Origin of the sequence: Amylibacter sp. IMCC11727 (genome assembly GCF_029854195.1) — a bacterium.
Classification (GTDB): domain Bacteria; phylum Pseudomonadota; class Alphaproteobacteria; order Rhodobacterales; family Rhodobacteraceae; genus Amylibacter.
On record NZ_CP122960.1, the window covers coordinates 1,349,862 to 1,372,793 of the forward strand.

Below are 22,932 nucleotides of genomic sequence, written 5' to 3' on the forward strand. Positions count from 1 at the left end.
TAGCGATCCGTAGGGTGCGCATTCATTGCGCACCAACCCCATCACAGCGGCCAAAACACCAAAATCGCAGGAATGCTCACCGCCACAATCAACACCTCAAGCGGCAACCCCGTGCGCCAGTAATCCCCGAACTTGTATCCCCCAGGCCCAAGGATCAGCGTGTTGTTCTTATGACCAATCGGTGTGAGGAACGCACAACTCGCCGCCACGGCCACAGCCATCAAAAACGGATCCGCGTTCACGCCCAAACTCTCCGCCATCTTGATCCCCACAGGGGCGGCCACAATGGTCGTTGCCGTGTTGTTCAGCACATCAGACAGCGTCATCGTCACAACCATCAGCACCGTCAGAATGGCCCAAGCCGGCATCCCTTCGGTCAGCCCAATAAGCGATCCCGCGATCAACTCTGTCCCGCCCGATTTTTCCAGCGCCACACCCAGCGGGATCATAGAGCCCAAAAGCACCACAACGGGCCACTCAATATGCGTATACACCTCGGCCAGCGGCACAATCCGTGTCAACGTAAACAGCGCCACAACCACACCCAGCGCCACAGGCAAATAAACCAGCCCAAAACTCGCCGCGACAACAGCAGCCGCAAAAATCCCAATGGCCAGCCACGTCTTTTCGTCCTGTGTTACGGTCAAACCCCGCTCTACCAACGGCAAACATCCGAGCCAATCCACCACCTGATTTTGCGTTTCACTTGGTGTCAGCAACAACAAAATATCGCCCGCCAGAATTTTCGTGCGCCGCACCTGCGACTTAATCGGCTTACCGCCGCGTGAAATCCCCATCAGGATCGTATTCTGTCGCCAATTCAGCCCAATCGTCACCGCATCTTTGCCCACGATACGGCTGGTTTCTGTCACAACCACTTCTGTCAGGCCGACCCCTTCGCCCGCTGCTTTCAGGTTCTCTTCGCGCTTTTCATCTGCGAAATCCAACTTGAACGTGGTGCGAAACTCATCAAGCGCCTCAGGGGTTGCTTCCAACACCAAAGCATCATGAGCAATCAATTTGCGATTGCGCGCATTGCCATACAGTCGCCGCCCATCACGGATCACACCTACGATGGCCACATCGGCTTTCTCGGCTTCTTCGGCCAAATCCGACGGTTTTTTGCCAATCAATTTGCTCTCGCTTGGCACCGTCAACTCAGCCACGTAATTCGCATTGTCCAGCAACTTATCCACGGGAGAATCTGCTTCTCCTTGTGGGATCAACCGCCACCCGATGGTCGATACAAACAACAAACCAGCAAGCGCTGCGACCAACCCCACTGGGGCGAAATCAAACATTTTAAACGCTTCGCCCATGGAATCTTCGCGAATGGTTGCAATGATAATGTTGGGCGGCGTGCCAATCATCGTCACCATCCCGCCTAAAATCGTCGCAAAACTCAGCGGCATCAGCGACAGCCCCGCCGCCCGCTTTGCCTTTTTTGCTGTTTGCAAATCCACAGGCATCAATAATGCCAGCGCGGCCACATTGTTCATAAAGGCGGACAGGATCGCACCCACACCGCCCATGATTGCAATATGCGCACCAAGCCCACGTGAACTGTCCACCAAAGCCCGCGTGATCAGCCCAACCGCGCCTGAATTCACCAATCCTGCGGACACAATCAGCACCAGCGCCACCACCAATGTGGCAGGATGCCCAAACCCCGAAAACGCGTCTTTGCTTTCAACCACACCCGCCAGAACGCCAATCAACAGCGCCCCAAATGCGACAAGGTCATAGCGATACCGCCCCCACAAAAGAAGGGCAAACACGCCCCCGAAAATCACGAATAGGATAATTTGATCTGTTGTCATGTCTTTGGTCTAGCGAACCCTGCGCAAAACGTCACCCCAAACTTCTTTTGGCTAAAAATATCCGCGCCGCAGGCAATCCGCCGCGCAGCGGCTCATTTCGTCCCGCGCAGCGGGTCAAGTGATAAACAAAACGGGCAGGGCAGACAGCACCAGCAACACCGCCATACAGATATTGAACGCCCGCAACCACTTCGGTCTGTTCAGAATACGGCGAATTTGCTGTCCCATCACGGTCCACACGCTGACACTTGGCAGGTTGATCGCGCCAAACACCGCCGCCACGACCAAAATCGATGGCACGGTTTGCCCCGGCGCATAAGCGGTAATCGCGGTCAACGCCATAGACCAGGCCTTAGGATTCACCCACTGAAACAGCGCCGCTTGAATAAACGTCATGGGCGTGCCCGATGCCTCGCCTTGTTTGGGCGGTGCAGCATTGGCAATCTTCCATGCCAACCACAAAAGGTAGACCACAGAAAACACTTTCAGAATGGTGTAGGATATCGGAAACGCATCAAACAGCCCGATCAACCCCAGCCCAACCAGCACAATCATCACCGTAAACCCGATCCCAATGCCCAGCATATGCGGAATTGTGCGCCAAAACCCGAAATTCGCACCCGATGCCATAAGCATCAGGTTATTCGGGCCGGGGGTGATAGAGGATACGAGCGCAAAGCCCATAAGTGCGGTAAGAAGTTCATAAGGCATAAGGTATCTTTGCGCGGATTGCGCGAAATGGAATTGCGTTATTGCAGGATTTACGGTTATTTTCACAACATATGGCGAAAACAGATCAAATAAACGATCAAATATTGCGTGAACTTGGGCGTGATGGGCGGATCAGCAATATCGAACTGGCCGACCGCGTTGGCCTGTCACCCTCTGCCTGTCTGCGCCGTGTGCAGGATTTGGAACGCTCTGGCGTTATCACAGGGTATCGCGCGGTGGTGGATCCTGTGGCGCGCGGCGCAGGGTTTATTGCCTATATGACCGTCGGTCTCTCGGATCACACAAAAGAAGCGCAAGAAGCCTTTGAACGGGCCATTGCGCGCTTTGATGAGGTTCGCGAATGCCACAACATCACGGGCGCGGTTGAATATCTGTTGCGCATCGAAGCCGCAGATTTGGCCAACTTCAAACTGTTTCACACAGAAAAGCTCGGCATGCTCCCCCAAGTGCGCCAAATTGTGACCCATGTGGTCATGGGCTCGCCCAAGGATGAACGGGGATAGCTGTCTTGCCCCGCTGACCGCTTGCAACTATAGACAACGCGACGAAACTATTACGACGGAGGCTCCCATGGCAGGCCATTCCAAATGGGCAAACATTCAGCATCGCAAAGGGCGCCAGGACGCCGCCCGCTCCAAGCTGTTTTCAAAGCTGGCAAAAGAAATTACCGTTGCTGCGAAAATGGGCGATCCTGATCCAGAAAAGAACCCGCGCCTGCGTTTGGCCGTGAAAGAGGCCAAGGGCAAATCCGTGCCCAAAGACGTAATCGAACGGGCCATCAACAAAGCCTCCGCTGGCGAAGGCGACGACTATGAAGAAATCCGCTACGAAGGTTACGGCCCGAACGGTGTGGCCGTGATTGTCGAAGCGATGACCGACAACAAAAACCGCACTGCCTCCACCGTGCGCTCCACCTTCACAAAATCTGGCGGCAACCTCGCTGAGACGGGTGCCGTGTCCTTTATGTTCGAACGCAAAGGTTTTGTCGCGTACCCCGCCGAAGTTGGCGATGCAGACACTGTTTTTGAAGCGGCGATCGAAGCAGGTGCCGAAGACGTGGAAAGCACAGAAGAAGGCCACGAGATTTACTGCGAATTTACCGATCTAAACGATGTGTCCAACGCCCTTGAGGCAACGCTTGGTGAATCTGAATCCTCCAAACTGATCTGGAAACCGACCACCACAACCGAGTTGGATTTGGAAGGCGCAGAAAAACTCATGCGCCTGATCAACGCGCTCGAAGATGACGATGATGTACAGACCGTGACAGCCAACTTTGAAATCTCAGACGAGGTTATGGCGCAGCTGTAATTTTGAGTATTTGAAGACCAAAGAAAAGAGCCGTTGGGATGATCCAGCGGCTCTTTTTTGTTATTTAAAAGAGAGTTTCCTCAATTTCTGCCAAAACGTTGTGCGTCGTTTGGGCGGTTTTGGGATACGAACTTTCATACGCATCTTATTCACCACTCACGTAATCAGACAGCAACTTTTCGTTCTTGGCTTCTTCGATGCGGTTGATTTTGTCTTGGCGGTTCATGTCGTCAAAACGGTATTTCACCACGTTAATCAGGGAAATCGACAGCATCAGGATGCCCATGCCCCAATAGCCTTTGGTGGAGAAATCCACAGGCGCGTACCACAGCGAGCCACACATCATGGCATAGGCGATGATCACCGCTGCAAGGTTCAGGTAAACATAAAGCTGTGTTGAAGACATTTGGTTGTTCATTTTTCCGGTTCTTTCTTTTGATATTTGATAGGTTGGAGGAGGGGGTTAAGATTTCAGTTTCGCCAGCACATCGGCCGCCGTTGTTTTGGTTGGATCACCACAGCCAGATGCGCCAAGGCGGTCTTCCAGCGTGCGATTGTTAAGGTCATCGTCCAGCTCTTCATAAATATCGGCGAGCGGCTCTTCGTGTTCCGTGCCTAAGATGCTGTCGATCAAATCCTGCGCTTCTTTTGCAGGGGCATTGGGAAGGGCGCTGGCCACTCGGCGGGTGGCGTTTTGTTCAGCGCGGATCGCTTTGGCCGAAATCGCCCCTTGGCGCAGGTCCACAAGACGGCGTTGCGCCTTTTCCACGCGCAACCGCAGCGTTGTGATTTTTTGGTCGAGCCGTGCCACAGTTTCGCGCCGCCGCACCAATTCGTTTTCCATATCTGCTACGGCACCCGCGGTTTCAGTGGCCAAATCCGTCAGCTTTTTGTCCAGCGCCGCTTTGGCCCGTTCCATCAGATCGGCAATACGTTTTTCCAGCGCCTTGGTTTGCTTTTCCTCGGCACGGTGCCGTTGGATCAAAGCGGCCAGCGACCCCTTGGCGGCATTCAGGCCTGCTTCGGTTTCTGCAATTTTCTGATCAATCAGGTCGAGCGCATAGATATCGCGAACCCGTTTTTCTTCTTGCACAGAAACACCTGCGAAAAGTGTTTTAAACGTCTGAAACATGTTTTTCTCCATTTCATGAACGATGTTCACAAATTGAATACGAAAACACATCGTGGCGATCAAGTAAAAACTTGAACAATGTTCATATTTTTGCTTAAGACGCTGTTTTTAAACGGAAGAAAATGCAGAAATCACAATTTCAATTGCATCTGCCACTTCGGTTTCCCCTACGCCAGACGGGCGATTTTGCACCGAAAGCAGAATCACACCGTGGATGGCCGAAAAAATTGTGCGCGTGCGCAGGCTCAGCTCTGTCTCGCTCAGATGGGGTTGTAACTGGGCCAAAGGTTTCGAAATATGTCCCATCAAACGGCGTAGGGCCGCGCGATACCAATCAGGGATGTCATCAGGGTCCGCGAGATCGGATGCAAACAGCGCCGTCCACGTGTGATGGTTCTTGGTGGCAAAGTGGTGATACGCATGGCTCAGCTTTAACATCTGGTCTTTGGGGGGCAGGGCATCCGCACCTGACATCACCTCGTCCAGTTGCGCATCCATGCTGCGAAACACTTCGGCTTTGGCGTAAAACACCAATTCATCCAAATCCGCAAAGATGTTGTAAATCGCCCCAAGCGCACAGCCCGCATCCGTGGCCAAATCGCGCGCGCGCAGCGACGCTATGCCACCCGCTTTAATTCGGGTCAGCGCAGAGTTCAGCAGCTTTTCTCGCAACGCTGCCCGTTTCTGTTCTCGAATACCTGCCATAACGGCCCTTACATCACATCTGTTGAACTGCGTTCATTATGCGGCAAGCAGGGCCAGTCTGGCAAGCGTTCAGGCGTTTCTAAAGAATACCCCGATAATGGGTCGCGCTGCGAACATCGACGCCAGCATCGCCACCATAAAGATCAGGCCTCCTGTGCCGCCAAACGACAACGATGCAAACGCAGGGCCAGGGCAAAACCCAGACAGCCCCCAACCCATGCCAAACAGAACACCTCCAAGGGCCAAACGCGTATCAATGGTGGTGGACGGTGGGGCAGGCAGTGGCCCACCCAAAATCGCGGCTTCACGGTTTGCCGCGACGCGCCACGCGAAAAACATCGGCACAATCGCGCCACCCATCACAAACATCAGGGTCGGATCCCATGCGCCAAACAGATCCAGAAACCCCTGAACCCGCGCGGTATCTGTCATGCCAGACACCACCAGACCCGCGCCAAACAGACCGCCACACAGCAAAGAAGTCAAAATACGCATCACAACACCCCCATGCTGCGTGCAGCGATAATCACCAAAACGCCCGCGCCGATATAGATGCAGGTGGCAACGATACTGCGCACCGAAAGGCGTGACATGCCACAGACTCCGTGACCTGATGTACAGCCAGATCCGAGCCGCGTCCCCAACCCCACCAAAACACCTGCCACGATCAACAATGGAATGTTGGATGTGACGTTGGTCGCGGGCATGTCCATAAACAGACTGGCCAGCGCAGGCACACCAATCACGCCCCCAACAAACGCCGCACGTTCCCAAAACGCCGAACCTGCGGTTCCGTCCATAAGGCTGCCCGCAATACCAGAAGCGCCCATAATGCGCCCGTTCACCAACAAATAAATCGCCGCCGCAGCCCCGATCATCAGGCCGCCGATCAGCCCGTGTATCCAAGAAATTTCCATGACTAACTCCTGTCTTTCGCGCCTGTTTTACCCTGTTTACACCCAAAGGCCAGCCACCTACCCGACGTGGCGTCAGTTTGGCGCGGTATACCACGGAGTCCCCAAAAGCCCGTTTTTCCCTTGAAAAAAAGGGTATTACCCTACGATCTGGGCGCATTGACGCATGTACACGGTCGCGAATCCTGATACCAATTCGTCCTAGATGTATAAATCTGTGGCGATTCCACCTATTCGGGGTGGTCCTCGCGCACAACGCTTGAACAAAGGAGGTTTGTCATGCGCATCGGGACTCCCAAAGAGCTCTTTGAAGGCGAAGCACGGGTCGCAATGACCCCAGACTCAGCCGTACAACTACAAAAACTAGGTTACGAATGTGTAATCGAAACAGGGGCAGGCGCGGCTGCGCGGTTCTCTGATGCGGATTACAAAGCGGTGGGCGTAGAGGTCGTGAAAACGGGCGCTGCCCTTTATAAATCGGCCGACATCATCGCCAAGGTGCGCCCGCCAGAGGATGTTGAAATCCGTCGCCTGCAAAAAGGCCAAACGCTGATTTCGTTCTTTTATCCGGGACAGAACGAAAAACTGATGAACGCGGCCAACAAAAAGGGCGCGCATGTAATTGCGATGGACATGGTTCCGCGCATTTCCCGTGCCCAAAAAATGGACGCGCTTAGCTCCATGGCCAACATCGCAGGCTATCGCTCGGTGATCGAAGCAGGCAACAACTTTGGCCGCTTCTTTACGGGTCAGGTGACCGCTGCGGGTAAAGTACCCCCTGCCAAAGTGCTGGTTGTCGGCGCGGGCGTTGCAGGTCTTGCGGCAATCGGCGCCGCCACATCCCTAGGCGCACAGGTCTATGCCTTTGACGTGCGACCCGAAGTGGCCGAGCAAATCGAATCCATGGGCGCAGAATTTGTGTACCTTGAATTTGACGAAGACCAAACAGACGGCGCGGAAACAGGCGGCTATGCGGCCCCGTCTTCCCCAGAATTCCGCGAAGCCCAGCTTGCGAAATTCCGTGAATTGGCACCAGACATGGATATCGTCATCACAACTGCCCTGATCCCGGGCCGCGATGCCCCTGTTCTCTGGACCGCTGACATGGTGGAACTGCAAAAGGCAGGCTCTGTTATCGTCGATCTTGCGGCCGAACGAGGCGGCAACTGCGAACTCACTGTGATGGACGAAAAAATCGTGTCTGATAACGGCGTGACTGTCATCGGCTACACCGATTTCCCATCTCGCATGGCGGCGCAATCCTCTTCGCTTTATGCCACCAACATTCGCCACATGATGACGGATCTGACACCTGAAAAAGACGGTGTTGTGAACCACAATATGGAAGACGACGTCATTCGCGGGGCCACGGCCACCTTTGAAGGCGCCATCACCTTCCCACCGCCTCCGCCCAAAGTGGCGGCCATTGCGGCCAAACCCAAAGAGGTCGTGCCAGAGTTGACCCCCGAAGAAGTACGCGCAAACGAAGTGGCGGCCTTTAAAAAGGAAACCACCACGCAGGTTGGCCTGTTGGTCGTCGGCGCGGCGCTGCTTTTGGGCGTTGGCCTCGTAGCCCCAGCCAGCTTTATGCAGCACTTCATCGTGTTTGTTTTGTCGGTGTTTGTCGGCTTCCAAGTCATCTGGAACGTCAGCCATTCGCTGCACACACCGCTCATGGCGGTCACGAATGCGATTTCATCCATCATCATCTTGGGTGCATTGATGCAAATTGGATCGGGGTCCTTCCTCGTCATCCTGCTCGCTGCGTTGTCTGTCTTTATGGCGGGGATCAACATCTTTGGCGGCTTCCTCGTAACACGGCGTATGCTCGCCATGTTCCAGAAATCTTAAGGGGGCCTGCACAATGGAATTTGGTTTTACAACAGCGGCCTACGTCGTTTCAGCAATCCTCTTCATCCTGTCCTTGGGCGGGCTGTCTGGCCAAGAAAGCGCAAAACGCGCGGTGTGGTATGGGATCTTTGGCATGGGCCTTGCGATCTTTGCCACGATCATTGGGCCTGGCTCGGGTCTGTGGCTTTTGTCCCTGATCCTCATCGCAGGGGGCGGGGCCATCGGCTATGTGGTCGCCACCCGTGTCCAGATGACAGAAATGCCCCAGCTTGTGGCCGCGATGCACTCGCTCGTTGGTCTGGCTGCGGTGTTCGTGGGATTCATTGCCCATATAGAAATGGGCAATGTGGCCGCTGGTGGCGACAATGCCTCTGGTATCTTTGCGGGCCTCATCGCCAAAAAATCTGCTGTCGAGCTGGCAATCCTGCGTGTTGAGCTGTTCTTGGGCATCTTTATCGGCGCGGTCACTTTCACAGGCTCTGTGATTGCTTATGGCAAATTGGCAGGCAAAGTTTCCTCCGCCGCCGAAAAGCTGCCGGGGGGTCACTTGCTCAATATCGCAGCCGCTGCAATCTCTGTGCTGACGCTGGTTTGGTACTTTAACACAGGCGGTTTCTTCCCGCTGTTCATCATGACGTTGGCCGCCCTGTTTATCGGCTACCACCTCATCATGGGCATCGGTGGCGCGGATATGCCCGTGGTTGTCTCTATGCTCAACAGCTACTCAGGCTGGGCGGCAGCGGCCATTGGTTTCTCGCTCGGCAACGACCTTCTGATCGTCGTGGGTGCGCTGGTCGGCTCTTCTGGTGCGATCCTGTCCTACATCATGTGTAAGGCGATGAACCGTTCCTTTGTATCCGTGATTTTGGGCGGCTTTGGTGGCCCAGCAGGGGAACAAATGGCCGTCGAAGGCGAACAAGTGGCCACCGATGTGGCAACTGTCGCCGCACAGCTGAACGACGCGAAATCCGTTGTGATCGTGCCAGGCTATGGCATGGCAGTGGCCCAAGCCCAACAAGCCGTGAGCGAGCTGACACAGCGTCTGCGCGCACGCGGCTGTAATGTGCGCTTTGCCATTCACCCCGTTGCAGGGCGTTTGCCGGGCCACATGAACGTTTTGCTGGCAGAGGCCAAAGTGCCCTACGACATCGTACTGGAAATGGACGAAATCAACGATGATTTCCCAGATACAGACGTGGTGATCGTGATTGGCTCCAACGACATCGTGAACCCAGCGGCCCAAGACGACCCGAACAGCCCCATCGCAGGGATGCCTGTTTTGGAAGTTTGGAACGCGGAAACGGTTATCGTGTCCAAACGCGGGCAGGGGACAGGGTATTCGGGCATCGAAAACCCGCTGTTCTTTAAGGAAAACACCCGCATGCTTTACGGTGACGCCAAAGACAGTGTGAACGCGCTGCTGGCACAAGTTAAGTAAAGCTCTGCTTCAAAACACCAAACGCCCGCCGCGCACGCAGCGGGCGTTTTTGTTTGTGTTGACAGACAAGTCCCTCTTGCGCCCCAATGGGCCTTTAAGCAGCGAGGCCAAATGCAAACAGATGTAGAAACAGCGGTAATCGGCGGCGGCATCGTCGGGGCATCCGTTTTGTACTGGCTTGCCAAATTGGGCATGACGGACACCGTGCTGATTGAACGGCGCGAATTGACCTCTGGCTCGACATGGCACGCAGCAGGGAACACCACATATTTTGGCCCTTATCCGGCCATGACACGGCTGTTCGCAGGCTCCATCCGAACCTATCAAATGGCCGAAGCCGAAAGCGATCATTCTATCGGCTTCCACCAAACAGGCAGCCTCCGCTTAGCCGCTACAGAAAAAGAACTGGCCCAGTTTCACCGCTTCAAAAACACGTATGCTGATCTTGGCATTCCCTATCACATTCGCACCCCGTCCGAGGTGGCAGCACTCCACCCGTATCTCGATACCTCTGCAATCTATGGCGCGGCCCACACGCCTACAGATGGGCACGTAGACCCTACAGGGGCAACCTATGCCTGCGCCAATGCAGCCCGCGCGATGGGGGCCGCCATTGAACGCCATCGCCCTGTAACAGGGCTAAAGCCTACCGCAGATCACTGGGTGGTCGAAACCGAAAAAGGCGCAATCACTGCCAAAAATGTTGTCATCGCCGCATCGTTTTGGGCCCGCGAATTGCTTGCGCCCCTTGGCATAAATGTTCCGCTATATGCAACGCAACATCACGAATTGATCACAGAACCCCTTGCAGGATTGGATACGCGCGACACCGAACTCCCCGCAGTGCGCGACAGCTACGCCTCGTGCAATGTGCGTCAAGAAGGGCAGGGCCTGCTCGTTGGAATTTATGAATCAGATCCGAAATTCTGGGGCCTCGATGGCATCCCCAAAGACTTCGCCGAGGACCTGTTCCCCCCAGAAGTCGACAGGCTGATGCCGCACCTTGAACGGGTCATCGAACGAATGCCTGCCTTTGGCGAGCTTGGCATTAAAACCGTCAACAACGGCCCATTTTGTTTCACACCTGATGGCCTGCCGATGCTTGGCCCTCTACCAGACCACTCGGGTTTGTGGATGGCATCAGGGTTTAATGTCGGAATCGGTACAGGCGGCGGCAGCGGTGAATATCTCGCCCATTGGATGGTCAATGGCCAGCCGCATATTGACCTGCCAGCCGTTCACGCAGATCGGTTTGGCAATGATATCTCGCAAGCACAGGCCATAACCGCCATCCAATCGGTTTACGCCCGCGGCTATACACTGCCAGATGCCATTTAAGGTAGGTGGGGTCTGCTGACCCTACTGCTCGGGAAAGATATCATCCCAAGAGGTTTCCAAACACGCGATTACGACCCATGCGACCAGCGCACCCATCGTCATTCCAATCATTAAGCTCATACTGCTAACCTTTATCTCACGCGCTCTGCGGCGCGGTTTGTCAGAAAATCCGACAATAATGTGTCAGGATTAAGGCTACGGCCCAAATAGTTAAGATTTTAAGAACAGGGCAGGGACTTCAAAGAACAACAGATGCGATTTACAGGTCTCGAATGCCCGGGATTTTTATTGATTGACCAGTCAATTAAAATAACGAATAGTCCACCCTCAAAACCAAAATGAGTCTCCCAATGCCTAAAATCGGAATGGAACCCATCCGCCGCAAAGCCCTAATCGACGCCACGATTGCCGAAATCGGGCAGGCGGGATCATTGGATGTGACAGTGGGACAAATCGCCAAACGGGCTGGCATGTCCTCTGGCCTTGCGCATCATTACTTTGGGGGCAAGGAACAAATCCTGCTCGCGGCCATGCGCCAAATCCTTACCAATCTGCAGCTGCGCGTGCGCACCAGCCTGCAAAACGCCGAAACACCCTTGCAACGCATCCATGCCATCATCGCCGCCAACTTGGATGCTGGCAATTTCGAACCCGATGTGGTGGCCTCTTGGCTGACGTTTTATGTGCAATCGCAAAACTCTGCAGAGGCACAACGCCTTCTGCAGGTATACGCACGCCGCTTGCATTCCAATCTGGTGGTGAACCTTTCGGCTCTGATGGACAAATCTCACGCTGAACACACGGCCCGTGGGCTGGGTGCCATGATCGACGGCATTTATATCCGCCACGCGCTCGAACACTCCGCCCCAAATCACGACCAAGCGGTCGCCATGGTGCGCGATTACCTCGACCTTCAACTTGCTAAGGGAACAGCAAAATGACCAAGCCAAACATCCTCATCATCATGGTCGATCAGTTGAACGGAACGCTGTTTCCCGATGGCCCCGCCGATTGGCTGCACGCGCCAAATCTGAAAAAGCTCGCGGCGAAATCTACTCGCTTTGGCCTCACATACACCGCATCCCCGCTCTGCGCCCCTGGCCGCGCGTCGTTTATGTCGGGTCAATTGCCCTCGCGGACACGGGTTTACGACAACGCCGCCGAATTTGCCTCTGATATCCCCACCTACGCGCATCATTTGCGCCGCGCAGGCTATCAAACCTGCCTCTCTGGCAAAATGCACTTCGTTGGTCCCGATCAAATGCACGGGTTCGAAGAACGCCTCACCACCGATATTTACCCTGCCGATTTCGGCTGGACACCTGACTACCGCAAACCGGGTGAACGCATCGACTGGTGGTATCACAACATGGGCTCCGTCACGGGCGCAGGGGTGGCGGAGATTTCCAACCAAATGGAATATGATGACGAAGTGGCCTATCACGCCACGCGCAAAATCTATGACCTGTCGCGGGGCAAAGATGACCGCCCGTGGTGCCTGACTGTGTCCTTCACACACCCCCACGACCCCTATGTGGCGCGCAAAAAATACTGGGACTTGTACGAGGATTGCGACCACCTGCTGCCCACCGTGCCAGCGATGGACTACGACGACCATGACAGCCATTCCAAACGCATATTTGACGCCAACGACTGGCGCAACTTCGACATTACGGAAGAGGACATCAAACGCTCCCGACGCGCCTATTTTGCCAACATTTCCTACCTCGATGACAAAGTTGGCGAACTGCTCGAAGCCTTGGAGGGCACGCGCCAAGAGGCCACAATCCTCTTCGTTTCAGACCATGGCGATATGCTCGGTGAACGCGGCCTTTGGTTCAAAATGACCTTCTTTGAAGGCTCCGCCCGCGTCCCGCTTATGATCTCTGATCCCAACATGGAACCGGGCCTCGTCACCGCCCCAGTCAGCACCATCGACGTCACCCCAACTCTCGCTGAATTGGCAGGCGTCAGCCTTGACGAAGTGGCCCCATGGACCGAAGGCGAAAGCCTTGTTCACTTGGGTCAAGGCGGTGAACGCACATCCCCAGTCGCGATGGAATACGCTGCCGAAGCGTCTTATTCCCCGCTTGTTTCCCTGCGCTACGGCAAATGGAAATACACCCGCTGTAATCTGGATGCGGACCAACTTTTCGACTTGGATGCGGACCCACACGAGTTGACAAACCTCGCTGCGGAACCCGCCCACGCGGGCACGCTGCAAACCCTCAAGGCAAAATCCGAAGCCCGCTGGGACCTCGATACGTTCGATGCCCAAGTCCGCGAAAGCCAAGCCCGCCGCTGGGTGGTGTATGAGGCGCTGCGCAACGGCGACTACTACCCGTGGGATTACCAACCCTTGCAAAAAGCCTCCGAACGCTACATGCGCAACAACATGGATTTGAACACAGTCGAGGAAGTGGCACGCTTCCCACGCGGCGAATAGGAATACCTAAAATGACTGCCGATTACATCATAATCGGCGCAGGCTCTGCGGGCTGCGCCATGGCTTACCGTCTGTCCGAAGACGGCAAAAATAAAGTTCTCGTCGTGGAATACGGGGGCACCGACTGGGGTCCACTCATCCAGATGCCAGGGGCGCTCAGTTACCCCATGAACATGAAACGCTACGATTGGGGCTATGCCTCTGAACCAGAACCCCACCTTGATGGTCGTCGCTTGGCCGCCCCACGGGGCAAGGTGATCGGCGGGTCCTCTTCGATCAACGGCATGGTCTATGTGCGCGGTCACGCCCGCGATTACGATCATTGGGCCGAAAGCGGCGCAACTGGCTGGTCAGGCGCTGATGTGCTGCCCTATTTCAAACGCCAAGAAAACTGGCATCCCTCGGGTCACGGTGGAGACAGGTCGGTGCGGGGCAAAGATGGCCCTTTGCACGTGAAACGCGGCACCCGTGAAAACCCGCTGAACAAAGCCTTCGTCAAAGCAGGCAAACAGGCAGGGTATCAAGTCACCAAAGACTACAACGGCATCCAGCAAGAAGGTTTTGGTCCCATGGATCAAACCGTCCACAAAGGCGTGCGCTGGTCTGCCGCTAATGCCTATTTGAAACCCGCATTGAAACGGGACAACGTCGAACTCGTGTCAGGCCACGCCAATCGTGTAATCATCGAAAATGGCCGTGCTACAGGTGTTGAAATCACCCAAGGCTCTAAAACCAAAGTCCTCAACGCCAAACGCGAGGTGATCATCGCCGCCTCCGCCTTCAACTCCCCCGCAATCCTCATGCGCTCTGGCATCGGCCCCGCTGCCCACCTGCGCGAACACGGTATCGATGTGGTCGCAGACCGCGCAGGGGTGGGGCAAAACTTGATGGATCATTTGGAGCTGTACATCCAAGTGAAATCCACCAAACCCATCACGCTCTATCGCTATTGGAACCTGCTTGGCAAAGCTTATGTGGGTGCGAAATGGCTGTTCACAGGGCAGGGACCAGGCGCGTCAAACCAGTTCGAAAGCGCCGCGTTCATCCGATCCCGCGCAGGTGTGGACTACCCCGATATCCAATACCATTTCCTACCCATCGCCGTGCGCTATGACGGCCAAGCTGCCGCCGAAGGCCACGGGTTCCAAGCCCACGTTGGCCCCATGCGATCTGAGTCCCGCGGTTCCGTCACGCTCAACTCCGCTGATCCAATGGACGCGCCAAAAATCCTGTTCAACTACATGTCAAAAGACCAAGATTGGCAAGATTTCCGCACCTGCATCCGCCTCACACGCGAGATTTTCGGCCAAGACGCGTTCAAACCGTTCTATGGCGGCGAAATCCAACCGGGTGAGGCCGTGCAATCTGACGAAGACCTCAACGCATTCATCAAAGAACACGTGGAAAGCGCCTATCACCCCTGCGGCACCTGCAAAATGGGCGCAGCCGATGATCCAATGGCGGTTGTTGACCCAGAATGCCGCGTGATCGGCGTCGAAGGCCTGCGCGTTGCCGACAGCTCCATCTTCCCGCGCATCACCAACGGCAACCTGAACGGCCCGTCGATCATGGTGGGCGAAAAAGCTTCTGATCACATCCTCGGCAAAGACCCATTGCCCGCATCAAACATGGAACCGTGGGTGCATCCAAACTGGGAAACAGAACAGCGGTAACTTGACTTAACGTCAGTTCTCTCGCACGATCTTCAAATTATTTAAAGTATTTTGGAGGCGTGTGATGGCGAACACCAAGAAAACTGCGCTTGAAGTTCATGGGATTAAAGAACCGCGAGACAAGAAACTCGCTTTAGTTGTTCACGGTATCGGCGAACAGAACCCAGGTGAAACAATCGAAGCCCTTGTTGGCGGCCTCGTCGGGGCCACCAATCAGCCCGTCACCACAGACATGCGGCTGATGCGTGAAACCGATGTCGACCATTTGTTGGACACCGAGAAAGCTAAAGCAGAGCACGAAAAAGCCATAGCGGCACAAGGAGATGTTCCTTCGGCACCACCGCCTGCGCCTGAACCAAAGGCACAGCGTAACTTCGTTCAATATCCCTGTCACATCCATCGAATTGAAGGCACCACGAAGGACTATGTTTTCGCAGAGGTTTTTTGGGGTGACATTTCACGCGGGGCCGACGGCACTGTGCGTGGTGTTCTGGATCTCTTTGAACTGGTTATGGGGCTGGGTCATATTGTGCGTGCCAATGCCGCTGAAATCTACGACAGCCCAAAGTTTCCACCCAGATTTCTGGCAAATGGGTTCGTGTATCTGTTACATGGTCCGCTGCCCGCGTTGAACTTCGTTTTTGCTATCGGCATCGTGTTATTGTTTGGCCTGCAATACCTGCAAACCATTGTCCCGATCTACTTTGATCCCGCGCATATTACAGTGTTTTGCACAATTGTGCTGTTGCTGTTGATTCACAAATTCAGCGCCGATGAAAAACGCAGTTACCTATATCAGACGTTTCACAGTTGGCTTTTTTACATGGCCATCATCATGTGTGCTGTGTTCAGTGTCACTGTGATATCCATTCTCGTGTCGCCCGCGTTTTTCGAAAGCTATGCCCGCATTCCAACGCAATATTTGATCACAGACGGTGGCTTTGTCATCGACAATCTGGATGTCTGGTACTCCGCTATCTTTGTAAACATGCTCGCGGTCTTTGGCGGCTTGTGCCTTTCGCTAGTAGTCGTGAACGCAACGTGGGAGGTTGTCCGCCGCGCTTACAAGTCGTTCCGAAAATGGCTCATGACACGTCAAGGCAAAGAAACACCGTCGGAACCCGAGAAAGCTCTGTATCCGCAGGCCAGCGTTTTAATGATCACAGTTTGGATGCTCATGGTCTCAATCCTCTGGGTCATTGGCTCGCGCACATTGATCGAAATTGTAAATCGCAGTGGAGTTTCCGATGAGGCAATTAATAAAGAATTGCTGGAAACCTATATGTCGCTCGCCATGCAGTTGGGTGTAGCAGCCATGTGCGCGCTGCTCGTTATCATACTCTCGGCCATCATGGTTCACCTTCGGAGATCGAATTGGGTCAAAGCCGAAAACAAAGGCCCAGAGCAAGAACACAGTGTGCCGCGTTTGATCGTGAACCCCACAATTCTGCTCGGATTAACTCTTGCTCTCGTGGTGCTGACCTACGGGGCAACTCTTGCCGCAATAGAGCAGTTCAGCTGGCTCTTAGGCGAAAGTGAAAGTGATTCTCGCACGTACTTCGGCGGAGTATTTATTGTCAGCGCTCTCGGAATTGCGGCTGTTTACAGCAAATTTGGCGGCACAATTTCAATGGGGATCGGCGTGGCAAAAGACATTGTTGTCTACTTTGTGCGACGCCCCAACGACAAAACCAAGGTTGAGCGGAACCCTGACGACAAAACCGACCCCAACAATTATGTAAACGAATACCCGCTGCGTCAACGTATTCAAAACCGTTTTGTGGATACACTGATCCGCCTGATCGAGATTGAAAAACCAACCGAGATTCTCATCATTTCCCACAGTCAGGGGACAGTTATCGCGCTCGAAGCATTGCGGGGTGGACGATTGAACAAAATCCTCACAGATCATGGCTTACCTGAAATCTCACCAGAACTGGTTACCATGGGCTCTCCGACAGACCATCTCTACGGCTTTTATTTCAGCAAAACATTTTCGGTGCAAAGTGCTGATGAAAACATGGACGTAGAAACTGGTATCAGCAAGTGGACCAATATTTACCGATCAGATGATTTTGTCGGCACCACTGTCGCAGGTCGGCAAAACACATTCCCGCACAATGAAAAGGTGCTGCCAAACGGTCATACAAACTATTGGACAGATGAATTGGTCCTGAAAAAGCTCGTAAAACACGCCCTACCAGAACTCAATTCGCCTGCGGAAATCCAACAAATGTCGCAGGCAAACCAAATTGAAAATCTTTACTAGGGCTTGTGGGCTTTCAACAGACCGACAGGTGATTTGCGCCAAACGCGAAAGGCTAAATTGGGTCTGCATTTGCACTTGCAAGACCGTGCCGAGATCGCTAAACCCGCCCCCACGGACAGGTGGCCGAGTGGTCGAAGGCGCACGCCTGGAAAGTGTGTAGGCGGGGAACCGTCTCCAGGGTTCGAATCCCTGTCTGTCCGCCATCACCCCTAAATCCAGTTCTAAAACGGCTTTTAGCCCGCGAAAGCCCGTTGTTTTTCAGGGGCTTTGCGGGCCTGAATCAAGTCACTTTGTGTGACACTCGGCGGACGTGAAACTCAATCTTCATCTTCAACGAACACCGCGGAATAAATCGCATATCCGCCCCCGCATAAACCCAATCCGATCAACAGCACGCCAGAAGGCGTCATGCCGATGGTTTCGATAAGCCAGTTTTGAATGCTCATGAACAATCGGCCTTTGCGGCCTCCCACAACCATCGGGTCATTGATCCACAGAAAATAGCCAATCAAAACAAAGGCCGCACCAAACGCAAATCCTGCAAGGGTGCTCAAAAGTCTATGTAGCATTGTTAATCCAGTTCTTCTTTGTGTTAAATGTTTGCCGCACCGAAAGGCTGCGGCGGTGGTTAATCCATTTCGTGCTTACCAATGCGGGGCAGGGGGGCAGCACAAACCAAACCCGCACCCTCTGCCCGTTAATTGCGTCTTTCACCTTCTTGACGGCAAATTTCATCGCCCCGCTCGATTGTCATACCTGCAGGCACATGTGTTGCGCGGTCCCAAAGCACATGGCGCTGCGTATAAAGCTGACAGGTGACAACACCCTGCTCAGTGGTCACCGCAACCGGAGCCGTTTCATAGGCGGATTGGTCGACACAAGCTGCTGTTCCCAAAAGGGCAGCCACAGCGGTCAAACGGGTCAATGGTGCAATCATAAAAGGGTCCTTTGAAATTGCGCGCTTCACCACATCGCATCAAAACAAGCGTAAAGAGCGGCGCCGATGGCGGTTCCAATAAAAAAGCCGACGGTGAATGTGATCATGGATTTGCGTCCTTTGAGCGGTGAATTTGTTTGCCTGTGTGATCCGTCGACGTCTTGTCACTTGGGCGCATCTCGCCCCACGATCTGTAATGGTCCAACAGGGCGAGCCCGACAGCACCCGCCACCCCGCCCGAAGCGCATCCCAAGGCAAAATCGATCATGATGGCACATGCTGATCACGCGATGCAGCCACCCATGCTGGCGGTGCGCTATTGCTTTGCTCAAACGCAGACCAGCTGATATCGACACCGGCAAGTTTCGTGTCTTGCCAGGTGTGGGCGGTCACAACAAATCCCGTTACCGCGGCATCGCTCACACGAAGTTTCAAGCGCAGGTTTTGCGCGTGGGATGCGTCCACCCCCATCAGGTTAACCTGTACCAACGGCACACGACGCAGCGGTTTGGTAAAGGCGATGAACACATTCAAATGCCGGTCTCCATCCCCATTCCACATGAAATCATCTGGGTTTACATGGCGGAACAATTCCCCTTGTCCCAAAACCAATGTGGTTTGCGCAGACAAAGAAATTCGGTGCTGAACATGCAATTGGCGGTGCGTCACAGCACGCAACGATTTGGGGGTAAACGGGTGTATATCTGAAATCGGCTCTGACATCGTTTCCTCTTAATTTCTGTGGGCCCGCGACGAAGCTAGGTTTGGGGGTAAGCGATCGTCGCGGGCGCACTGTCGGAAGTTCGCCTAAAGCGATGGAGGGGTCGCCAAGAAACGCGCAAAGCGAGTAAGCCCACCAATGAACTCCCGACACCCCACCCCTAAACGGCGTGAAGAAGGGCCTGCACTTCATAGTTCCGCAGAACCTGACGCGCAGTTTGTGGTAATTGGGTTCCAGCCCGATCAAGCTCTGGAAACAGCATCTTGATCTCCTGTCGGCTGGCATAAGACAGCGCATCAAAGCTCTGCTTACCCAGATGCAAACTCTCGGCCATGGCCCCTTCGGCATAGATGATCTCGTGATTGTCAAAAAGGATGTGGAAATACTCCACCGCGCCGCCTTCGATGATGCGCACCGAGCAATCATTGACCAAGGATTTTGCGGGCACGAACACCTCGTGCTCGCCAAACATCAGCTCGGCCTTGGCCCCGCGCAACACCATACGATGCTGCTGAGAAACCCAAAGATCACGGTCATTCTCCAGCGCACCCGCACGGATGCGAACCGGCGCACAAGCCCCTCTTGCAGACCGTTTAGCAGACCCAATCCACCGCACTGTCTGGGGCCCGTGATCCAAGGTCTCAACCCGCGATCCAACCCGCAAATTTTCAACCAGAACATCCCCGCCAGGCGTAAGAATATGCGTCCCACGGGCAAAGCAGGGGACAATGTCTGAATAAGAAACTTCCCCCCAAGAGAAATCTTCATTGTGCGGCGGGTTCCGACTGTTAACCGTCGGTAGCCAGTCAATTGTATCTCCAGGGCTAACTGGCGTGGTGAAAACCCAGCCAAGCGCATCTGACACGCTTTGAGGTGATGCAGATCCCGTCGTCAGCAGAAAGGCTCTTCCAAATTCACCTGTGGTGTCATTGTAGATTTCGATGCTGAAAAACCCCTGAATAGGAGTCGATGTACCGTCGATAACTTGTTGTGAGTTATCAACGAACGAGCCATTCTAAGCGCCAGGGTCAGTGTCGTTTATGAAGGCATCGTCGTCCAAAATATCGACAACGTTAAATGAGCCAACCGTCGATGTGCCTGACACATTGTACATCGCGGATTCGCCCGTATAGCTCCAAAATGGATTGACTGTCGGGGCATACACATGGACCGAATAAACTGGCATTATAATCCCCCTCCGCATGCGCTGAGTGGGCTTAGATGACAGTGCGCACCCCAAGGTGCCGAATTGACAGATTTATTGAGGATAATTTTCGAAAGAAAATTCGTCTCCCCACCGCAGAAAAAGACCCTGGGCATACATTTACTCCATTATACGCAGCGAGACCCCGTTCAGAGTCCCCGCTGTCTGCACCGAATTTCGGCACATTGTTCCACCTTGCCCGTGCAAAGCATCTGTCTGTCGCTCCAACAGACGGCTCAGCCCCTCACCCCCGATTTCGAAACAGTCGCAATCACGCGGCTGCAAAAGTCGGACTAGAACTGTGATAGGATGCGGATTTACTGTGGTCTTTGATAATGTCGTGCAATTTCAGATAATTACGCGGAATTGTCGTCAAACTGATTAAAATTGCCTGAAATAAATTTCCGCACGATTTGCGCAAAAATAACCTTTCCAAGGCTCATTCTTATTCGCGAATTGCACTGCGCAAATTTGAGGAAACTCTGACCTTCTTCGCGCAAATTTGGTGTAAAATTTCAGGTTTTCACGACAAATCGCCCTGCTTTGAAACGATTTTTATTAATTTTGCGCAGGAGTTGAATAGATGTAAGCTGAGTGGGATCGATATAAAATTGGGGAGCAAAGACATCGTGTTCGGCGAATCAATTGCACAACAATTCGCAATTCAATTTCGACGGTTGTACCTTGAAACGATCAGCTCGGGTGACATTGACGCAAAGACCGCGTGGCGGCTGGCCAACTATGTGAACTTTGCCCTTTGGACATCCCGCGAGGCTGTGACAACAAGCATAATGGTGCTTGGCGTATTCTTTGTTGCTATGCCACTCGGAAGCGAGGTTTTGCCCCTTGCGACACGCCTCATGTACTTTGCCTTCACCGCTGTAACGATGTTCGCTGGCCTGTTTGTTGTGCTGATCCCGTTGCACTTTCTGCGCATTAAAAAGCTCATCAGCAGCAAGGTGTCCCTTGGGTTGGCCGCACTCTTTGGCGTGTTGTTTTCCTCGGCTTGCTTCGTTTTCTGGCGGGATCTGCTGAACTTGAACCTTGGATTTACCTTTACTGAGATCGCATTGCGAATTTCGCCGCTCATCCTTGTGACCTTTGGTGTTGGCTTTGCGATTTCCCCGTACACAAGCAACCGTCTTATGCGGCGTCATAACCTGACCAGCCTAACCAGCCTCATCAATGAAAAGAAACGCGGGCAGTTGATCTCTATTTCCGCACAAGATCACTATGTTGCCATCACAACCTCAACCGGCACAGACCTCACTCGGATGACATTGGCCGCCGCAATTGCCCTTGTGGAACCTGGGATCGGTTTGCAAATACATCGTTCTCATTGGATTGCGATTTCAGCCATCAAAACAGTGAATGAACAAAACCGAACCGTAGAGCTGATCAACGGCGAAATCCTTCCCATTTCGGCACAGCATTTGCCAAACCTCACGCTAGAAATCAGCCGCAAGGATTCCTATTCGCAACAGGAACTGTTGTTCGCACGTGACATCGCCGAAGTGGACATCCTGACGAAAATGCTCAAATCCAACCAGGATGCACGGGCCGATCTCGACAAAATGTTCCTCGAAGTCTTTCAGGGCAAGCCGTTGAACGAAATGCAACGTCTGCGCCAAGCCTTTCAAATCTATCGGGTCAGCATGACCGCGCCCGTTTTCATCTTGATGCAGTTGGCGTTGTTTTGTGGTCTGGCATTCATGGGCACCTACGGTCTTTATGATCTTGCGTGGTATCAACCGCCAATATTCTGGACGTTAGGATACCTGTTATGCTGGATTGTAACGATCCCAACCCATGTCTTGGTATGGTACACGGATCTAAAATACGGCTCCAATGGATGGCTTGGTATTTTTCTGCACACAGTGACCGAAGGCACATTGGCCAGCGCAGTCCTTTATGGTCTGGCTTATGTATTATTCGGTCCCGTGATGGTGCCTTATCTGGTGTTTTTGCTCAGCACCTATGTGTTGCACACCTTCCACGCCCCTGTGCTGCATATCTGCGTGCGCGAACATCAATCCTTTTCCTCTTGGAAAAAGGCACTCAATATCCCGCCCATTCTTCTTCACATGCCCTACGAAACCCGTGGCGAAATCGTGTCGGTCTCGGCAGAAAGCCGTGCAGTGAGCGTTAAGACCACCTCAGGCAAGTCGATTGTGAAGAAAAAATTTGCCGATGCGATCACTCTGCTGGGCGAACGGCAAGGCATTCAAACCCACAGATCACACTGGGTTGCCACTGACTTCATCAAAGCCCGCCGCGTCGATGGCACCTCAAATTACGTGGAACTGACGACTGGAGAACTGGTTCCCTTGGCGGCTGCGAACATCGCTAAGGTGGATGCGCTCCTGCGGTCCGCGGCCTAGCACCCCCTGAAACATCGAAGGCCCGCGATCCGATAATACCAATGCAAGTTTCGCGTTCAC

The 22,932-nt window shown here is 53.8% G+C and carries 22 protein-coding genes and 1 tRNA gene; 11 read left to right on the forward strand and 12 right to left on the reverse strand.

All coding sequences use genetic code 11. The features are described from left to right. Positions 1-41 precede the first annotated feature (41 nt). Both QBD29_RS06950 and QBD29_RS06955 read right to left on the reverse strand, forming a co-directional pair. Positions 42-1,820, reverse strand: coding sequence for an SLC13 family permease (locus tag QBD29_RS06950; protein WP_280100572.1), 1,779 nt, complete (start codon positions 1,818-1,820; stop codon positions 42-44). A 114-nt stretch (positions 1,821-1,934) separates the two neighbouring features. Beyond that, a complete protein-coding gene (locus QBD29_RS06955) occupies positions 1,935-2,531 on the reverse strand; it encodes a LysE family translocator (protein ID WP_280100573.1) in 597 nt (198 codons plus the stop codon). Between the two features lie 71 nt (positions 2,532-2,602). On the opposite strand from QBD29_RS06955, the gene QBD29_RS06960 reads away from it, so the two are divergent. Together QBD29_RS06960 and QBD29_RS06965 are read left to right on the forward strand one after the other, a co-directional pair. After that, entirely contained in the window at positions 2,603-3,055 is a 453-nt protein-coding gene (locus tag QBD29_RS06960) for an Lrp/AsnC family transcriptional regulator (RefSeq protein WP_280100574.1), read from the forward strand. Positions 3,056-3,122: 67 nt separating this feature from the next. Beyond that, positions 3,123-3,863, forward strand: coding sequence for a YebC/PmpR family DNA-binding transcriptional regulator (locus tag QBD29_RS06965; RefSeq protein ID WP_280100575.1), 741 nt, complete (start codon positions 3,123-3,125; stop codon positions 3,861-3,863). Between the two features lie 145 nt (positions 3,864-4,008). Here the strand turns inward: QBD29_RS06965 and QBD29_RS06970 are convergent, their stop codons facing one another. The 5 genes from QBD29_RS06970 to QBD29_RS06990 all read right to left on the reverse strand — a co-directional run bounded on the left by QBD29_RS06970 (position 4,009) and on the right by QBD29_RS06990 (position 6,617). Further along, positions 4,009-4,281 (reverse strand): YiaA/YiaB family inner membrane protein, encoded by a 273-nt coding sequence (locus QBD29_RS06970; RefSeq protein WP_280100576.1) that lies wholly within the window; start codon positions 4,279-4,281, stop codon positions 4,009-4,011. 45 nt (positions 4,282-4,326) lie between these two features. Then, positions 4,327-4,995 carry a PspA/IM30 family protein gene (locus QBD29_RS06975; RefSeq protein ID WP_280100577.1) on the reverse strand — a complete coding sequence of 223 codons (669 nt, stop codon included), beginning with the start codon at positions 4,993-4,995 and terminating at the stop codon, positions 4,327-4,329. Between the two features lie 108 nt (positions 4,996-5,103). Beyond that, a complete protein-coding gene (locus QBD29_RS06980; protein ID WP_280100578.1) occupies positions 5,104-5,700 on the reverse strand; it encodes a TetR/AcrR family transcriptional regulator in 597 nt (198 codons plus the stop codon). Between the two features lie 69 nt (positions 5,701-5,769). After that, complete coding sequence (locus tag QBD29_RS06985; protein WP_280100579.1) at positions 5,770-6,195, reverse strand: DUF6691 family protein; 426 nt, start codon at positions 6,193-6,195, stop codon at positions 5,770-5,772. Beyond that, positions 6,195-6,617 (reverse strand): YeeE/YedE family protein, encoded by a 423-nt coding sequence (locus QBD29_RS06990; protein ID WP_280100580.1) that lies wholly within the window; start codon positions 6,615-6,617, stop codon positions 6,195-6,197. Before QBD29_RS06990 ends, QBD29_RS06985 begins: the two co-directional genes overlap by 1 nt. Positions 6,618-6,893: 276 nt before the next feature. Here QBD29_RS06990 and QBD29_RS06995 point away from each other — a divergent pair, with 276 nt between their 5' ends. From QBD29_RS06995 to QBD29_RS07030, 8 genes are all read left to right on the forward strand, one after another. Next, positions 6,894-8,465, forward strand: a complete 1,572-nt coding sequence (locus QBD29_RS06995; protein ID WP_280100581.1) for a Re/Si-specific NAD(P)(+) transhydrogenase subunit alpha — start codon at positions 6,894-6,896, stop codon at positions 8,463-8,465. 13 nt (positions 8,466-8,478) lie between these two features. After that, on the forward strand, positions 8,479-9,903 hold the full coding sequence (locus tag QBD29_RS07000) for an NAD(P)(+) transhydrogenase (Re/Si-specific) subunit beta (protein ID WP_280100582.1): 1,425 nt from the start codon (positions 8,479-8,481) through the stop codon (positions 9,901-9,903). A 111-nt stretch (positions 9,904-10,014) separates the two neighbouring features. Beyond that, positions 10,015-11,241, forward strand: coding sequence for an FAD-binding oxidoreductase (locus QBD29_RS07005; RefSeq protein WP_280100583.1), 1,227 nt, complete (start codon positions 10,015-10,017; stop codon positions 11,239-11,241). Between the two features lie 350 nt (positions 11,242-11,591). Continuing rightward, entirely contained in the window at positions 11,592-12,182 is a 591-nt protein-coding gene (gene betI / locus QBD29_RS07010; RefSeq protein ID WP_280100584.1) for a transcriptional regulator BetI, read from the forward strand. Further along, on the forward strand, positions 12,179-13,687 hold the full coding sequence (gene betC, locus QBD29_RS07015; protein WP_280100585.1) for a choline-sulfatase: 1,509 nt from the start codon (positions 12,179-12,181) through the stop codon (positions 13,685-13,687). The genes betI and betC overlap by 4 nt, the downstream gene beginning before the upstream one ends. A gap of 11 nt (positions 13,688-13,698) precedes the next feature. Next, positions 13,699-15,360, forward strand: coding sequence for a choline dehydrogenase (gene betA / locus QBD29_RS07020; RefSeq protein WP_280100586.1), 1,662 nt, complete (start codon positions 13,699-13,701; stop codon positions 15,358-15,360). Between the two features lie 64 nt (positions 15,361-15,424). Further along, positions 15,425-17,629 carry a hypothetical protein gene (locus tag QBD29_RS07025; protein ID WP_280100587.1) on the forward strand — a complete coding sequence of 735 codons (2,205 nt, stop codon included), beginning with the start codon at positions 15,425-15,427 and terminating at the stop codon, positions 17,627-17,629. Positions 17,630-17,742: 113 nt separating this feature from the next. Beyond that, positions 17,743-17,832 (forward strand) — tRNA-Ser (locus QBD29_RS07030). Between the two features lie 114 nt (positions 17,833-17,946). On the opposite strand, the gene QBD29_RS07035 is transcribed toward QBD29_RS07030, so the two are convergent. From QBD29_RS07035 to QBD29_RS07055, 5 genes are all read right to left on the reverse strand, one after another. After that, positions 17,947-18,198, reverse strand: coding sequence for a hypothetical protein (locus QBD29_RS07035; protein ID WP_280100588.1), 252 nt, complete (start codon positions 18,196-18,198; stop codon positions 17,947-17,949). Between the two features lie 128 nt (positions 18,199-18,326). Continuing rightward, the gene (locus QBD29_RS07040) at positions 18,327-18,566 is read right to left on the reverse strand and encodes a hypothetical protein (RefSeq protein ID WP_280100589.1); all 240 of its coding nucleotides are present in this window, start codon (positions 18,564-18,566) and stop codon (positions 18,327-18,329) included. A 264-nt stretch (positions 18,567-18,830) separates the two neighbouring features. Further along, on the reverse strand, positions 18,831-19,289 hold the full coding sequence (locus QBD29_RS07045) for an H-type lectin domain-containing protein (protein WP_280100590.1): 459 nt from the start codon (positions 19,287-19,289) through the stop codon (positions 18,831-18,833). Positions 19,290-19,447: 158 nt separating this feature from the next. Then, on the reverse strand, positions 19,448-20,152 hold the full coding sequence (locus tag QBD29_RS07050; protein ID WP_280100591.1) for a Hint domain-containing protein: 705 nt from the start codon (positions 20,150-20,152) through the stop codon (positions 19,448-19,450). 150 nt (positions 20,153-20,302) lie between these two features. Beyond that, positions 20,303-20,473: a hypothetical protein gene (locus QBD29_RS07055; protein ID WP_280100592.1), complete on the reverse strand. Its 171-nt coding sequence runs from the start codon at positions 20,471-20,473 to the stop codon at positions 20,303-20,305. Positions 20,474-21,120: 647 nt separating this feature from the next. Between QBD29_RS07055 and QBD29_RS07060 the strand changes: the two genes are divergently transcribed. Beyond that, positions 21,121-22,872 (forward strand): LytTR family DNA-binding domain-containing protein, encoded by a 1,752-nt coding sequence (locus QBD29_RS07060; protein WP_280100593.1) that lies wholly within the window; start codon positions 21,121-21,123, stop codon positions 22,870-22,872. Positions 22,873-22,932 lie beyond the last annotated feature (60 nt).

Coding starts and splice junctions, on each gene's coding strand:
- QBD29_RS06965 (WP_280100575.1), top strand. CDS start 3,123: ATGGCAGGCCATTCCAAATGGGCAAACATTCAGCATCGCAAAGGGCGC.
- QBD29_RS07025 (WP_280100587.1), top strand. CDS start 15,425: ATGGCGAACACCAAGAAAACTGCGCTTGAAGTTCATGGGATTAAAGAA.
- QBD29_RS06955 (WP_280100573.1), bottom strand. CDS start 2,531: ATGCCTTATGAACTTCTTACCGCACTTATGGGCTTTGCGCTCGTATCC.
- QBD29_RS06975 (WP_280100577.1), bottom strand. CDS start 4,995: ATGTTTCAGACGTTTAAAACACTTTTCGCAGGTGTTTCTGTGCAAGAA.
- QBD29_RS06985 (WP_280100579.1), bottom strand. CDS start 6,195: ATGCGTATTTTGACTTCTTTGCTGTGTGGCGGTCTGTTTGGCGCGGGT.
- betI (WP_280100584.1), top strand. CDS start 11,592: ATGCCTAAAATCGGAATGGAACCCATCCGCCGCAAAGCCCTAATCGAC.
- QBD29_RS07035 (WP_280100588.1), bottom strand. CDS start 18,198: ATGCTACATAGACTTTTGAGCACCCTTGCAGGATTTGCGTTTGGTGCG.
- QBD29_RS06960 (WP_280100574.1), top strand. CDS start 2,603: ATGGCGAAAACAGATCAAATAAACGATCAAATATTGCGTGAACTTGGG.
- QBD29_RS07040 (WP_280100589.1), bottom strand. CDS start 18,566: ATGATTGCACCATTGACCCGTTTGACCGCTGTGGCTGCCCTTTTGGGA.
- QBD29_RS07000 (WP_280100582.1), top strand. CDS start 8,479: ATGGAATTTGGTTTTACAACAGCGGCCTACGTCGTTTCAGCAATCCTC.
- QBD29_RS06950 (WP_280100572.1), bottom strand. CDS start 1,820: ATGACAACAGATCAAATTATCCTATTCGTGATTTTCGGGGGCGTGTTT.
- QBD29_RS07045 (WP_280100590.1), bottom strand. CDS start 19,289: ATGTCAGAGCCGATTTCAGATATACACCCGTTTACCCCCAAATCGTTG.
- QBD29_RS06995 (WP_280100581.1), top strand. CDS start 6,894: ATGCGCATCGGGACTCCCAAAGAGCTCTTTGAAGGCGAAGCACGGGTC.
- QBD29_RS07055 (WP_280100592.1), bottom strand. CDS start 20,473: ATGCCAGTTTATTCGGTCCATGTGTATGCCCCGACAGTCAATCCATTT.
- betC (WP_280100585.1), top strand. CDS start 12,179: ATGACCAAGCCAAACATCCTCATCATCATGGTCGATCAGTTGAACGGA.
- QBD29_RS07005 (WP_280100583.1), top strand. CDS start 10,015: ATGCAAACAGATGTAGAAACAGCGGTAATCGGCGGCGGCATCGTCGGG.
- QBD29_RS06980 (WP_280100578.1), bottom strand. CDS start 5,700: ATGGCAGGTATTCGAGAACAGAAACGGGCAGCGTTGCGAGAAAAGCTG.
- QBD29_RS06970 (WP_280100576.1), bottom strand. CDS start 4,281: ATGAACAACCAAATGTCTTCAACACAGCTTTATGTTTACCTGAACCTT.
- betA (WP_280100586.1), top strand. CDS start 13,699: ATGACTGCCGATTACATCATAATCGGCGCAGGCTCTGCGGGCTGCGCC.
- QBD29_RS06990 (WP_280100580.1), bottom strand. CDS start 6,617: ATGGAAATTTCTTGGATACACGGGCTGATCGGCGGCCTGATGATCGGG.